This is a genomic window from Isoptericola sp. MSGPD8_1_ISO-PGPR-S23-394 (genome assembly GCF_058072785.1).
The window spans coordinates 314,842-327,931 of the sequence record NZ_CM176517.1 but is presented as its reverse complement, the minus strand read 5'-3'; the positions used below and the strand labels follow the sequence as shown (position 1 = coordinate 327,931).

The following is a 13,090-nucleotide window of genomic DNA, read 5'->3' as shown; positions in this document are numbered from 1 at the left end:
GACGGGTGAAATCCTCGTGGCATACCGTCGGGGGCATGCCGTGGCTCGCCGCGACGCTGCCCGTCGCCGACCTCGCCCGCACCGCTGTCGAGGCGCTGCGCGTCGCCGCGCGCCGTGCCGGGGTGCACGGGCCGCTGGTCGAGGCCCCGCTCGACCCGGCACGGGTGGCGGCGGCGTTCACCTCCGACCGCCTGCTGCGGATCGGCGGCGAACCCTGGGCCGGCTTCGCACCCCACTCCGGGTTCTTCGCCACGGCGGACGGCTGGGTCCGTACGCACGCCAACTACCCGCACCACCGCGCCCGCCTGCTGCGGCTCCTCGACCTGCCCGACGGCGCCTCGCGCGACGACCTCGCGACCCGCCTCGCGCGGTCGTCCACCCAGGACGTCGAGGACGCGGCGGCCGACGCCGGCGCGGTCGCCGTCCGGGTGCGCACCGAGGACGAGTGGCGGGCGAGCGCGCCCGGCCGCGCCTCCGCCGTCGGCCCTCTCGTCGCGACGACCGTGCGGGCGGACGGCCGGACCGCCCGCCCCACGGGTGGGCCCCTGCAGGGCGCGCGGGTGCTGGACCTCACCCGGGTGATCGCCGGGCCCGTCGGGACGCGCACGCTCGCGCTGCTCGGCGCCGACGTCCTGCGCGTCGACCCGCCGGAGCCCGTCGAGATCGAGGCCCAGCACCTCGACACCGGGCAGGGGAAGCGGTCGACGGTCCTCGACCTGCGCCACCACGACGACCACGCCCGCGCGCAGGAGCTCCTCGACGCCGCGGACGTGCTGGTCACCGGCTACCGGCCGGGCGCGATCGAGGCACACGGTCTGCGGCTGCCGCCCGGCGTGGTGCACGCCCGCGTCTCGGCCTGGGGACCAGCCGGTCCGTGGGCGGGACGCCGCGGGTTCGACTCGATCGTGCAGGCGGCCAGCGGCATCGCCCTGCTGGAGTCCGCCGACGGCGCGACCCCGGGCGCGCTGCCCGCGCAGGCCCTCGACCACGCCACCGGGTACCTGCTCGCCGCGGGCGTGGTCGACGCCCTCGCCGAGCGGTCCCGGGACGGCGAGGGCCGGGACGTGGCGGTCGCCCTCGCCCGCACGGCCGCCTGGCTCCTGGACGCGCCCGGCCGGCAGCCGGACCACCCGCCGGCCGCGGTGCCGCCGTCGGACGCCACCGTCACCCACGGCCGCGTGCGGTCCGCGCGCCCTGCGCTGCCGGTCGCCGACTACCCGGCGCTGGCGCGGCCCTGGGGCGGCGACCCGCCGCACTGGTGAGTCAGAGGTGGTCGAGGCGCTGCAGGATGGCGCCCTCGCGCAGCGCCCACGGGCAGACCTCGACCTCGTCGACGCCCAGGGCGGCCATCGCCTCCTGCGCGACGACGGCACCCGCCACGATCTGCAGCGCCCGGCCCGGGCCGATGCCCGGCAGCACGGTGCGGTCCGCCGAGGACAGCTTCGCCAGGCGGGGCTCCCAGTCGGCCAGGTGATCGCGGCGCATCCGCCAGCGCTCCCCGGTGCCCATGACCTGACGCGGCATCCCGGCGAGCCGGGCCAGCGACCGGAACGTCTTGGAGGTGGCCACCGCGTGGTCGGGCGCGGGCGCCCCGGCGACGGGGCCGACGGCGTCGCGCAGCACCGACCGCGCGTGCTTGCGCAGCTTCTCCACGTCGTCGGGCTTCGGCGGGTCCGCGTCGAGCAGGAAGCGCCGGGTCATGCGCCCGGCGCCGAGGGGGAGGGACAGGGCGGCGTCGGGGGTCTCGTCCACCCCGGTGGCGATCTCGAGGGAGCCGCCCCCGATGTCCAGCAGCAGGAGGCGGCCGGCGCCCCAGCCGTACCAGCGCCGCGCCGCCAGGAACGTCAGCCGCGCCTCCTCGTCGCCCGCGAGCACCTCGATGGGCACGCCCGCACGCTTCTCCAGGTCGGCCAGCACCTCGGTCCCGTTGGCTGCCTCGCGCAGGGCGGACGTGGCCAGCGCCATCGTCTGCTCGATGCCGTGCTCGCGCCCGGCCGCCGCCGCGGCCTCGACGGCCCGGCGCAGCTCCTTGACGCCGGCCTTCGAGATCGAGCCGTCGGGCTCGAGGTAGCGCATCAGCCGCACCGTGGTCTTGTGGCTGGCCTGCGGCACCGGCCGCGCACCCGCCCGGGCGTCCATGACGAGCAGGTGGACGGTGTTGGAGCCGATGTCGATCACGCCGAGTCGCATGGCGTCACCCTAGGCCGAACGGTGCCGAACAGGAGCTGGGGCCCGCTATGGCTCTCCATAGCGGGCCCCAGCTCCTGTTCGGCACCGCGGGGTCAGGCGAGCGCCTTCGACTTCAGCGCCTCGAACTCCTCCGGCGTGATCGTGCCGTCGTCGAACAGCTTCTTCGCCGAGGCGATGTGGTCCGCCGGCGATCCCGCGACCGTCTTGATGTAGTCGTCGGTGGCTGCCTTGGCGTCCTGTGCCGCCGCGATGTTCCGCTCGGCCATGCCCCGGCCTCGTGCGATGAGGTACACGAGGGCTGTGATCATCGGCAGGAAGATCAGCAGGAGGACCCACAGGGCCTTCCACCACCCGTTCAGGTGCCGGTCCCTGAAGAGGTCCGAGAGGATCTGGAACAGGACGATGAGGTACGCCATGAACAGGAAGATCCAGAGGAGGAACCAGACATAACTCCAGAAATCATCCATCGTGCCCAACCTTTCGCGCCGGTGAGGAATGCTCCAGGCCGCATGAGCGGTGCCTGGATGCCCACGCTATCCACGAAAGCGCAGCTCGGCCCGATATAGACCGACAAAGAGTCAGTCGGTCACCGGAACAGCACGAAGGGCACGCTCCGCACCCGCGACGACGGCCGCCTCCGCCGCCCGCGCCTCGGCCAGCGCCGTCGACCGGACCGCGACGATGCGGTCGTGGAGCGCGGCGTGCACCCGGCGCCGGACCGCCCGGGCGATCTCGTCACGGTCCGCGTCGGTGGGCACCTGCCCGTGCGGCGCCAGCTCGGCCGACAGCCGCGCCAGGGCGTCACCGACCTCGACGGCGACCTCCCGCTCCGCCTCGTCCAGCAGCGCGACGACGGCGGCGTCCGCCGCCCGTCCCATCCGGGTCTCCTCGAAGAGCGCCGCGGCGTCCCGCACCATCGCCCGCGCCTGGTCGACCACGACCCGCTCCGTCGCCGGGGCGTGCGTGGTGAGCGAGGCCAGGTCGTAGAGCAGCACGCCCTCGACGTCCGCCACCGACGGCTCCACGTCGCGGTGCAGCGCCAGGTCCAGGATGACGAGGGCGTCGGGCTCGGGCTCGTCGCCCGCCCGCGCAGCGGCCCGGTCACGGGCCCGGGCCACGGAGGCCGCGTCGAGCACGTACGCGAGCGAGGCCTCCGCACCCGGCACGGCCTCCGCCGTCGTCGTCCCCCGGCGCCGCGCGCCCGAGCAGGACACCACCAGGTCGGTGTCACCGAGCGCCTCGACGAGCGACTCCGTGTCCACGCCGACCGCGCCCGTCCCGTGCGACGCCGCGAAGGCCTCGGCCCGCCCCGACCGGGAGTACACCCGGATGTCCTCGCAGCCGCGGGCCCGCAGCGCGGCGACCGCTGCGCCCGCGTAGGCACCGGTGCCGATGATGACGGCGCGCGACACGGGGAAGGGGCGCATCGAGCGGCCGGCGAGGTCGAGGCCGACCGCCACCAGCGAGCGCCCCGCGCCGCCCAGCGCTGTCGAGCGACCGACCCGCTTGGACGTGCGCGACGCCGTCTGGAAGAGCAGCTCGAGAGTCTTGGAGGTGGTGCCGTCCGCCCGCGACTCGGCCAGCGCCCGCTTCACCTGCCCGGCGATCTCCCGCTCTCCCACGACCATCGAGTCCAGGCCGGTCGCGACGGCGAACAGGTGCTCGGCGACCTCGGTGCCGGACCGCACCGTGAAGGAGGCCGCGGCCGCCTCCGGCGTCACGCCGGAGGACTCCGCGACCAGCTCGGCGACGTGCCGGGTCGCGTGCCGCACCGTGTCCCCGTCCAGGGGTGCGTCGACGTCCAGGTAGAGCTCGAACCGGTTGCAGGTCGAGATCACCACGGTGCCCTGCACCGGCAGGCAGGAGCCCACGACGGTGCGGCCCACGGACATCGAGCCGGTGGACAGGCGCTCGAGGGCGTCGAGGTCCAGCTCGTGGTGGGACGCGGTGAGGGAGAGGAGAACCACAGTGGCCCCACTTTATGATCTGTGCCCACTCGGGGCAGAATCGTGGACCGTGACATCCACCACGGCGAACGTCAGCAACCTGCCCGCCTCCCACCCCCTGGCCGACGGGCGCACGGCGACGTCCCCGCTGGTCACCGCGCTGCGGGGCAGCCGTCCCGCCCGCACCCCCGTCTGGTTCATGCGGCAGGCGGGCCGCTCGCTGCCCGAGTACCGCGAGCTGCGACAGGGTGTCGGGATGCTGGAGTCCTGCCTGCGCCCGGAGCTCGCCGCCGAGATCACGCTGCAGCCCGTGCGACGGCACGACGTCGACGCGGCCATCTACTTCAGCGACATCGTCGTGCCCCTCAAGCTGGCCGGGGTGGGCGTCGAGATCGCCTCCGGCGTCGGGCCGGTCATGGACCGCCCGTACCGCACCGCCGAGGACGTCGACGAGCTCGTCGCCCGCGGCCTCGACGACGACGCGCTGGCCCCGATCGCGGAGGCCGTGGAGCGGACCGTGGGCGAGCTGGGCACGACGCCGCTCATCGGGTTCGGCGGCGCACCGTTCACCCTGGCCGCCTACCTCGTCGAGGGTCGCCCGAGCCGCGACCACCTCGCCGCACGCACCCTCATGCACGCCGACCCGGAGACGTGGCGCCGCCTCACCGAGTGGACCGCGGACCTCACCGGACGCTTCCTGCGCACCCAGGTGCTCGCCGGGGCGAGTGCCGTCCAGCTCTTCGACTCCTGGGCGGGGTCGCTGTCGCTCGCCGACTACCTGCAGCACGTGGCGCCGTCGTCCACCCGCGCCCTGGGGCACGTCGCGGACCTGCCGGTGCCGGGCATCCACTTCGGCACGGGCACCGGCCACCTGCTGCCCGCGATGCGCGACGTGCTGCGCGACGCCGGCCTGACGCACCCCACGGTGGGGGTCGACTACCGCACGCCGCTCGACGAGGCGACGGCGCTGCTCGGCGCTGACGTCCCCGTGCAGGGCAACATCGACCCGGCGCTGCTCGGGGCCCCCTGGCCGGCCCTGGAGGCGCACGTGCGCGACGTCGTCGAGCGTGGCCGCGCGGCGCCCGGCCACGTGGTCAACCTGGGCCACGGCGTGCCGCCCAGCACCGATCCGACCGTGCTCACGCGGGTCGTCGAGCTCGTCCACTCGCTGTGAGCCAGCAGGTCGACGCCGTCGTGGTCGGCGGCGGGATCGGCGGGCTGGTCGCTGCCCGCACGCTCATCGAGCGCGGCCTGCGCACCGTGGTCCTCGAGGCCTCCACGCGGCTCGGCGGTCCCGTGCGCGGCGGCGCGTTCGAGTCCCTGCCGCGCGTGCCGATCGACCTGGGCGCCGAGTCCTTCGCGGCCCGCGGCACCGCCGTCGGCGAGCTGGCCGGAGAGCTGGGTCTCGACGTCGTCGAACCCGCTGCCCTGTCTGCCTGGGGGTACGCCGCCGAGCAGGCCTTCCCGCTGCCGAGGTCCGGTGTGCTCGGCATCCCCTCCGTGCCCTGGGCGCCCGACGTGCGCCGGGCGATCGGCTGGGCCGGCGTGGCCCGCGCGTCGCTCGACCGCGTGCTGCCCCGGTTCGTCGGCGCCTCCGCGGAGGACCTCGGCTCGCTGGCGCGTGCCCGGCTCGGGGTCCGCGCGACCGAGCGCCTCGTCGCACCCGTCGCCACGGGCGTGCACTCGGCCCCGCTCGACCGGCTCGCCGTCGCGGCCGTCGCCCCCGGCCTGCGAGACCGGCTCGCCGTGGAGGGGTCGCTCACCCGCGCCGTGGGCGCCCTGCGCGCGGCGGCACCGGCCGGTTCCGCCGTCCGCGGGATCGACGGCGGGATGCACGCCGTCGTCGAGGCCCTGGCCGGGCAGATCGCCGCGAGCGCCGAGTTCTGGACCGACACCCCGGTCACCGACGCGACCGGCCCCATCCACACCACGCTGCGGCTCGGCCAGGAGGTCGTGGGCGTCGAGCGGACCGACGACGGCGGCTGGCTCGTGCGCTCGCGGGCCACCGCCGCGGGGGTCGCCGGGGGGCGCGGGTCGCTGCACACGGTGTCCGCTCCGCGCCTGGTGGTGACCACCCCCGCCGTCGGGCCGCTGCTGGAGACGTGGACCGGCGTCGTCCCCGCACCGGAGCCCGGGGCCGACGTGTGGCTGGTGACGCTGCTGCTGGACGCCCCGGAGCTGGACCAGGCGCCGCGCGGGTCGGGACTGCTCGTGGGGCCGGGTGCGACCGCCGGCACCGGGGACGTCCGGGCCAAGGCGCTCACGCACTCGACCGCCAAGTGGCCGTGGCTGGCCGCCCGGGTGCGGGCCGCCGCCGGGGAGGGCATGCACGTGGTGCGGCTGTCGTACGGCCGGCTCGGGGAGGAGACCCGCCCGCCGGACGTCGCCGAGGCGGCCCGGGACGCCTCCGCCCTGCTGGGTGTGCCCGTCGGGGACCGCGTGCGCGACCACCTGCGGCAGCGGTGGGACGGCGCCCTGCCCCCGCCGACCCCCGCGTACCGGACGGACGTCACGGCGCTCAGCGCCGCCGTCGGGCAGATCCCGGGCCTCGCCGTCACCGGGGGCTGGGTCGCCGGCACCGGGCTGGCCTCGATCGTCGCGCACGCCCAGGCGGCGGTCGAGGGCCTGTAGCCGACCGCGTCGACGAGGACGACCTGACCGGTGCGACGACGCGCGGGCCGTCAGACGGGCTCGCTGCGGGCGTCGAAGCGGCGCCGGTACTCCGAGGGCGAGGTGGCGAAGGCGGCGGCGAAGCTCTGTCGCAGCGTGACGGCGTGACGGAAGCCGCAGGCCGCCGCGACCTGCTCCACGGGCAGGTCGGTGGTCTCGAGCAGGCGGCGCGCCTCGTCGAGCCGGCGGGAACGCACCCAGGCGGCCGGCGTGGATCCGGTCGTGGCCTGGAACGCCCGGATGAAGGTGCGGCGGCTCATGTGTGCCACGCCGGCCAGGCGGTCGACGGTCAAGGGCTCGTCCAGGTGCCGCAGCGCCCACTCCAGCACGCCGGAGACCGGGTCGCCGGCAGGGCTCGGTGGCAGGGGACGGTCGATGAACTGCGCCTGGCCGCCCTCGCGGTGCGGTGCCACGACGAGGTGCCGGGCGACCTGGTTGGCGACGGTCGCGCCGAGCCGGCTGCGGACCAGGTGCAGGCACGCGTCGATCCCCGAGGCGGTGCCCGCCGAGGTGAGCACGTCGCCGTGGTCGATGTACAGGACCGTGGGGTCGACGGTGACGTCGGGGCACCGCGCGTCGAGCGCGTCGACGGCCTGCCAGTGCGTCACGGCCGAGCGGCCGGACAGCAGCCCGGTGTCCACCACGGCCACGGCCCCCAGGCACAGACCGACGACGGTCGCGCCACGGGCGTGCGCACGGAGCAGGGACCGGCGCAGCGTCGGACCGACGGGCCGGGCGTCCTCGTGCCACGAGGGCACCACCACGACGTCGGCGTCCTCGGCAGCGCCGGGTCCGTCGACGCCCGACAGGCGGTAGCCCTCGGCGGTGCGGACCGCACCGGCACGGTCGGAGAACAGCGTCGTGCCCCAGTCACCGAGACCCTGGCGTGCGACCTCTCCGAACACGAGCTGGGGGACGGCGAGATGGAACATCGAGACGCCGTCGAAGGCGTGGACGGCGATGCGGACCGGCTCGGCAGGAGTTGGCACGGATCCATCGTAGATGCGCACGAGTGCCAGTGGCCCCGGTGGCCGTCAGCAGTGAGGATCAAGGTGGCGTCCGCACCGCGACGCCTCCGCCCCCCTGAGGAGTACTGACCCATGACCACCCCACGCCGCGCCCTCGTCCTCGTCGACGTCCAGCAGGAGTACTTCGGCGGGCCGCTGGAGATCCAGCACCCGCCGCACAGCGAGTCCCTGCCGCAGATCGCCCGTGCGATCGACGGCGCTGCCGCCGCCGGCATCCCCGTCGTCGCGGTGCAGCACGTCACGGCCGAGGGTGCGCCCGTCTTCGACCCCACGTCGGAGGGCTTCCGCCTGCACCCCGAGGTCGAGAGCCGGCGCACCACGGCCTGGAAGTCGGTCGTCAAGCAGTACGGCACCGTGTTCGCCGGCACCGATCTGCCCGCCTGGCTGCGCGAGCACGACGTCGACACCATCACCCTGGTCGGCTACATGACCAACAACTGCGTGATCTCCTCGGCCGCCGACGCCGAGACGCACGGACTGTCCGCCGAGGTGCTGTCCGACGCCACCGGCGCCATCGACATCGACAACGACGCAGGCTTCGCCGACGCCCGGTCCGTGCACACCACGCTCATGACGATCCTCCACTCGAACTGGGCGGCCGTCGCCGACACGTCTGCCTGGCTCGACGCCGTCACGGCCGGCCTGCCGCTGCCCCAGAGCGACCTCGGCACCTCCGCCGTGGCAGGCGCCGAGCGCGCCCGGCGCTGACCGCTCCTGGTCGATTCGACCGCCCCGGACGCAGAGGGGCGCGGTGCGGCTCCGTGACCGTCACGCCAGGGACGGTGCACGAGGGCGTCGTGGCAAGGACGTGAGAGACCTCTCATGGCCGCACGGCCGCACGGGTTGTCTTCGGCGGGTGCGTTCGCGAGAGACTGGGAGGGTGAGCACCCCCGGAACCGCACCGTTGCGCCTCGGCACCCGCGGCAGCGCCCTGGCGACCACCCAGTCCGGGCTGGTCGCGCGCCGACTGGAGGAGCTCCTGGACCGGCCGGTCGAGCTCGTCAGGATCAAGACGGAGGGTGACGTCAAGACGGGCTCCCTCGCATCGCTCGGCGGCACCGGTGTGTTCGTCACGGCCCTGCGCGACGCGCTCGGCACCGGCCGGTGCGACATCGCGGTGCACTCCCTCAAGGACCTGCCCACGACGCCCGCGCCCGGCCTGACGTTCGTCACCCCGGAGCGCGAGGACCCCCGCGACGCCCTGTGCGCCCGCGACGGACGCACCCTCGACACGCTGCCCCGCAACGGGCGGGTCGGCACCGGGTCGCCGCGCCGCGCCGCCCAGCTGCAGGCCGCCCGCCCCGACCTGGAGATCGTCGACATCCGCGGCAACGTCGAGACGCGGCTCGCCCGCGCGCTCGGCCCGGACCCCGACCTGGACGCCGTCGTGCTCGCGTTCGCGGGTCTCACCCGCCTGCACCGCACCGAGGTGGTCAGCGAGGTGCTCGACCCGCTGGTCGTCGCCCCGGCGCCCGGGCAGGGCGCGCTCGCCGTCGAGGCGCGCAGCAGCGACCTCGTGCCGGACGACGGCGCCGGGCTCAGCACCGCGCTCGCCGATGCCTTCGCCGCGCTCGACCACCGGCCCACGCGCCTCGCCACCACCGCCGAGCGCGCCGTCCTCGCCCGGCTCGAGGCCGGCTGCGCCGCCCCCATCGGGGCCTACGCACGGCTGGAGGAAGGAGCGCTGGCACTCTCCGCCGTCGTCGCCTCCCTGGACGGCACGGAGCAGCTCAAGCACACCGCACGCGTCGAGATCTCCCCCACCGTCGCGCTCGCCGCCGCCGACGACGCCGCCCGTGCCCTGGGGGTCCGGGTCGCCGAGCGGCTGCTCGCCGACGGTGCTGCTCGCCTCGCCCCCCTCTCCCCCGCCGAGCCCGCACCGCCGGAGCCCACCCGGGTGCCCACCGGGACGGACGACCCGGAGGGCGCGTGATCGACCTGACGGGGCGGACCGTCCTCCTGCCGCGCTCCCCCGAGCGCGCCGCCGGGCTCGCGGCCCTGCTGCGTGCCGCCGGTGCGGAGGTGGTGGTCGCTCCCGTCATCGAGCGAGCACCGGCCGAGGATCCCGCGGCCCTCGCGACCGCCGTCGCCGACGTCGTCGCGGGGCGGTACTCCTGGGTGGTCATCACGAGCGTGAACGCCGTCGGCGCCCTCGTCGGCACCGTCGGCACCGGGGACGGGTCCCTCACCGCCGCCCCCGTCCGGTGGGCCGCCGTCGGACCGGCGACCGTCCGGGCGCTGGAGGACGTGGGCCTCACCGCGGACCTCGTCCCCGACGAGGCCTCGGCCGACGGGCTCGTCGCGGCGTTCACGGCACCCTCCGGGCGGCCGGCCCGGGTCCTGCTCCCGCTCGGCGACCGCGCCCGGCCGACGCTGCACGACGGCCTCGCCGCCCTCGGCTGGCAGCCCGACGTCGTCACCGCGTACCGCACCGTGCGCTCCGACCTGCCGGACGACGTCGCCCGCCGCCGCTACGACGTCGTCGTCGTGACCTCCGGGTCCGTCGCCCGGGAGATCGCGGCGCAGCACGGCACCGTGACCCCGGTCGTCGCGATCGGACGGCCGTCCGCCGAGGCCGCCCACGCGGCCGGGCTCACGGTCGCCGCCTTGGCCGACCACCCCACCGACGCCGCGCTCGCGGCCGCCGTCACCACTGCTTGCGAAGGAGCGCCATGAGCACCTCCGGCATCGTCTACCGGCCGCGCCGGCTGCGGACCACACCACGGATGCGACGGCTCGTCGCCGAGCACCGCCTGCACGCGGCCGACCTCGTGCTGCCGCTGTTCGTCAAGGAGGGCATCGACGAACCCGTCCCGATCTCGTCCATGCCCGGGCAGGTGCAGCACACCGAGGCCACCCTGCACGACGCCGTCGCGGCGGCGGCGCGCGCCGGCGTCGGCGGCGTCATGCTCTTCGGCATCCCGGCCGTGCGCGACGCCCTCGGCACCCAGGCCGCGGACGCGGACGGCATCCTGCAGCGGGGCACCCGGATCGCCCGGGAGGCCGTCGCCACGGTCGAGGCCGAGGACCCGGCGGCCCGACGACCCGGTCCCGTCGTCATGGTCGACACGTGCCTGGACGAGTTCACCGACCACGGGCACTGCGGCGTCCTCGACACCGACGGGACGGTGGACAACGACGCCACGCTCGAGCGGTACGCGGCGATGGCCGTCGCCCAGGCGAAGGCCGGCGCGGACGTCGTCTCGCCGTCGGGCATGATGGACGGGCAGGTCGCCGTGATCCGCGACGCGCTCGACGACGCGGGCTTCGAGTCCGTGAGCATCCTCGCGTACAGCGCGAAGTACGCCAGCGCGTTCTACGGCCCGTTCCGCGAGGCCGTCGACTCGGCGCTGCAGGGCGACCGGCGCACTTACCAGATGGACGCCGCCAACGCCCGCGAGGGGCTGCGCGAGGCGGACCTGGACATCGCCGAGGGTGCGGACATGGTCATGGTCAAGCCCGCCGGCTCCTTCCTCGACGTGCTGCGCGGCGTCGCCGACCGCTCCGACGTGCCCGTGGCGGCCTACCAGGTCTCCGGGGAGTACGCGATGATCGAGGCGGCGGCCGCGAACGGCTGGATCGACCGGGAGACCGCGGTGCTGGAGTCGGTGCTCGGCATCAAGCGCGCGGGGGCCGACGTCATCCTCACCTACTGGGCGCTCGAGATCGCTGAGTGGCTGGACTGACTCGAGCCCCGGTCCACCACGCACGCCGCAGCAACCCCACGGAAGGACGACGATGACGGACACGGCAGGCTTCGGCCACATCGAGACGGCGCTGGTGACCAGCACGTCCCCGGCCGACAACCACGAGGCGTTCCTGCGCGCGCAGGGCGCCATCCCGGGCGGGGTCAACTCCCCGGTGCGGGCCTACGGGTCGGTCGGTGGCGACCCGCGCTTCCTCGCGTCGGCACGTGGCCCGTACGTCACCGACGTGGCGGGGCGCGAGTACGTCGACCTCGTGGGGTCCTGGGGTCCGGCCCTGCTGGGCCACGCGCACCCCGAGGTCATCGCCGCCGTGCAGGAGGCCGCCGCCCGGGGGCTGTCGTTCGGCGCGCCCACGGTGGGCGAGATCGAGCTCGCCGAGGAGGTTCGACGGCGGGTCCCCGCCGCGGAACGCGTCCGCCTGGTGTCCACCGGCACGGAGGCGACGATGACGGCGATCCGGCTCGCGCGCGGCGTGACCGGCCGGCCGCTGGTCGTCAAGTTCGCCGGGTGCTACCACGGGCACGTCGACGCGCTGCTCGCCGAGGCGGGCTCCGGCGTCGCGACGCTGTCGATGCCGGGCACCGCCGGCGTCACCGAGGCCTCCGCCGCCGAGACGCTCGTGCTCCCGTACAACGACCTGGGCGCCGTCGAGGCGGCCTTCGCCGAGCACGGCGACCGGATCGCCGCGGTCATCACCGAGGCCGCGCCCGCCAACATGGGGGTGGTGCCGCCGTCGGACGGCTTCAACGCCGGGCTGCGCCGGATCACCGCCGAGCACGGTGCGCTGCTGGTCCTCGACGAGGTGCTCACCGGGTTCCGCGTCAGCGAGGCCGGGTACTGGGGCTTCGAGAACGCCGGGCGGGCCGCCGAGGACGTCTGGACGCCGGACCTGTTCACGTTCGGCAAGGTCGTCGGCGGCGGGATGCCGGTGGCCGCGCTCGGGGGGCCGGCCGTGATCATGGACCAGCTCGCGCCGAGCGGTCCGGTGTACCAGGCGGGCACGCTGTCGGGGAACCCGGTGGCGGTGGCTGCCGGTCTGACGACGCTGCGACTCGCCGACGACGCCGTGTACGCGCGGGTGTCCGAGGTGGCCTCCGCCGTCTCCGGCGCGCTGCACGAGGCGCTGGACGCCGAGGGCGTGCCGCACCGGGTCCAGAGCGTCGGGTCGCTCTTCTCCGTGTTCTTCGGCGAGAGCGCCGCACGCGACGGCGTCGCCTCGTACGCGGACGCCCAGGCGCAGGATGTGTTCCGGCACGGGCCGTTCTTCCACGCCATGCTCGACGCCGGGGTCAACCTGCCGCCGTCGGTGTTCGAGGCCTGGTTCTGCTCGGCGGCGCACGACGACACCGCCGTGAACCGGATCCTCGACGCCCTACCGGCCGGCGCGCGGGCGGCAGCCGCAGCGAGCTCCTGAGCGTCCCGCGGTCCCAGCGACGAGGCGGACCGTCGGGCCGCGGCGTTCCGCGGCTCACCCGCCGAGGTCGGTGACGCAGGCCGGACTTCGCGCTTCAATGGGTCGGGCACTGGCACCGGTCGCATCGTCGATCGA

Annotated in this window: 12 protein-coding genes; 8 read left to right on the top strand and 4 right to left on the bottom strand. The window is 75.5% G+C overall.

The window, feature by feature from the left end; genetic code table 11:
- The first annotated feature begins 35 nt into the window (after positions 1–35).
- The gene (locus AC3RJ8_RS01510) at positions 36–1,262 is read left to right on the top strand and encodes a CoA transferase (RefSeq protein ID WP_489714211.1); all 1,227 of its coding nucleotides are present in this window, start codon (positions 36–38) and stop codon (positions 1,260–1,262) included.
- Position 1,263: 1 nt separating this feature from the next.
- On the opposite strand, the gene AC3RJ8_RS01505 is transcribed toward AC3RJ8_RS01510, so the two are convergent.
- The 3 genes from AC3RJ8_RS01505 to AC3RJ8_RS01495 form a co-directional block, all read right to left on the bottom strand.
- Positions 1,264–2,190, bottom strand: a complete 927-nt coding sequence (locus tag AC3RJ8_RS01505; protein WP_489714210.1) for a Ppx/GppA phosphatase family protein — start codon at positions 2,188–2,190, stop codon at positions 1,264–1,266.
- Between the two features lie 92 nt (positions 2,191–2,282).
- Positions 2,283–2,657, bottom strand: a complete 375-nt coding sequence (locus tag AC3RJ8_RS01500) for an SHOCT domain-containing protein (RefSeq protein ID WP_489714209.1) — start codon at positions 2,655–2,657, stop codon at positions 2,283–2,285.
- 111 nt (positions 2,658–2,768) lie between these two features.
- Entirely contained in the window at positions 2,769–4,157 is a 1,389-nt protein-coding gene (locus AC3RJ8_RS01495; RefSeq protein WP_489714208.1) for a glutamyl-tRNA reductase, read from the bottom strand.
- A gap of 49 nt (positions 4,158–4,206) precedes the next feature.
- Here AC3RJ8_RS01495 and hemE point away from each other — a divergent pair, with 49 nt between their 5' ends.
- Together hemE and AC3RJ8_RS01485 are read left to right on the top strand one after the other, a co-directional pair.
- Complete coding sequence (hemE, locus tag AC3RJ8_RS01490; protein WP_489714207.1) at positions 4,207–5,310, top strand: uroporphyrinogen decarboxylase; 1,104 nt, start codon at positions 4,207–4,209, stop codon at positions 5,308–5,310.
- Positions 5,307–6,767 carry a protoporphyrinogen/coproporphyrinogen oxidase gene (locus AC3RJ8_RS01485; RefSeq protein WP_489714206.1) on the top strand — a complete coding sequence of 487 codons (1,461 nt, stop codon included), beginning with the start codon at positions 5,307–5,309 and terminating at the stop codon, positions 6,765–6,767. The genes hemE and AC3RJ8_RS01485 overlap by 4 nt, the downstream gene beginning before the upstream one ends.
- Positions 6,768–6,817: 50 nt before the next feature.
- On the opposite strand, the gene AC3RJ8_RS01480 is transcribed toward AC3RJ8_RS01485, so the two are convergent.
- Complete coding sequence (locus AC3RJ8_RS01480; protein ID WP_489714205.1) at positions 6,818–7,795, bottom strand: GlxA family transcriptional regulator; 978 nt, start codon at positions 7,793–7,795, stop codon at positions 6,818–6,820.
- Positions 7,796–7,906: 111 nt separating this feature from the next.
- Here AC3RJ8_RS01480 and AC3RJ8_RS01475 point away from each other — a divergent pair, with 111 nt between their 5' ends.
- The 5 genes from AC3RJ8_RS01475 (at position 7,907) to hemL (ending at position 12,955) form a co-directional block, all read left to right on the top strand.
- Positions 7,907–8,542 (top strand): isochorismatase family protein, encoded by a 636-nt coding sequence (locus AC3RJ8_RS01475; RefSeq protein ID WP_489714204.1) that lies wholly within the window; start codon positions 7,907–7,909, stop codon positions 8,540–8,542.
- A 172-nt stretch (positions 8,543–8,714) separates the two neighbouring features.
- Positions 8,715–9,767 carry a hydroxymethylbilane synthase gene (gene hemC, locus AC3RJ8_RS01470; RefSeq protein ID WP_489714203.1) on the top strand — a complete coding sequence of 351 codons (1,053 nt, stop codon included), beginning with the start codon at positions 8,715–8,717 and terminating at the stop codon, positions 9,765–9,767.
- Positions 9,764–10,510 (top strand): uroporphyrinogen-III synthase, encoded by a 747-nt coding sequence (locus AC3RJ8_RS01465; RefSeq protein WP_489714202.1) that lies wholly within the window; start codon positions 9,764–9,766, stop codon positions 10,508–10,510. The genes hemC and AC3RJ8_RS01465 overlap by 4 nt, the downstream gene beginning before the upstream one ends.
- Positions 10,507–11,520 (top strand): porphobilinogen synthase, encoded by a 1,014-nt coding sequence (hemB, locus tag AC3RJ8_RS01460; RefSeq protein WP_489714201.1) that lies wholly within the window; start codon positions 10,507–10,509, stop codon positions 11,518–11,520. The genes AC3RJ8_RS01465 and hemB overlap by 4 nt, the downstream gene beginning before the upstream one ends.
- Positions 11,521–11,572: 52 nt before the next feature.
- Positions 11,573–12,955, top strand: coding sequence for a glutamate-1-semialdehyde 2,1-aminomutase (gene hemL, locus AC3RJ8_RS01455; protein WP_489714200.1), 1,383 nt, complete (start codon positions 11,573–11,575; stop codon positions 12,953–12,955).
- The last annotated feature ends 135 nt before the right edge of the window (positions 12,956–13,090 follow it).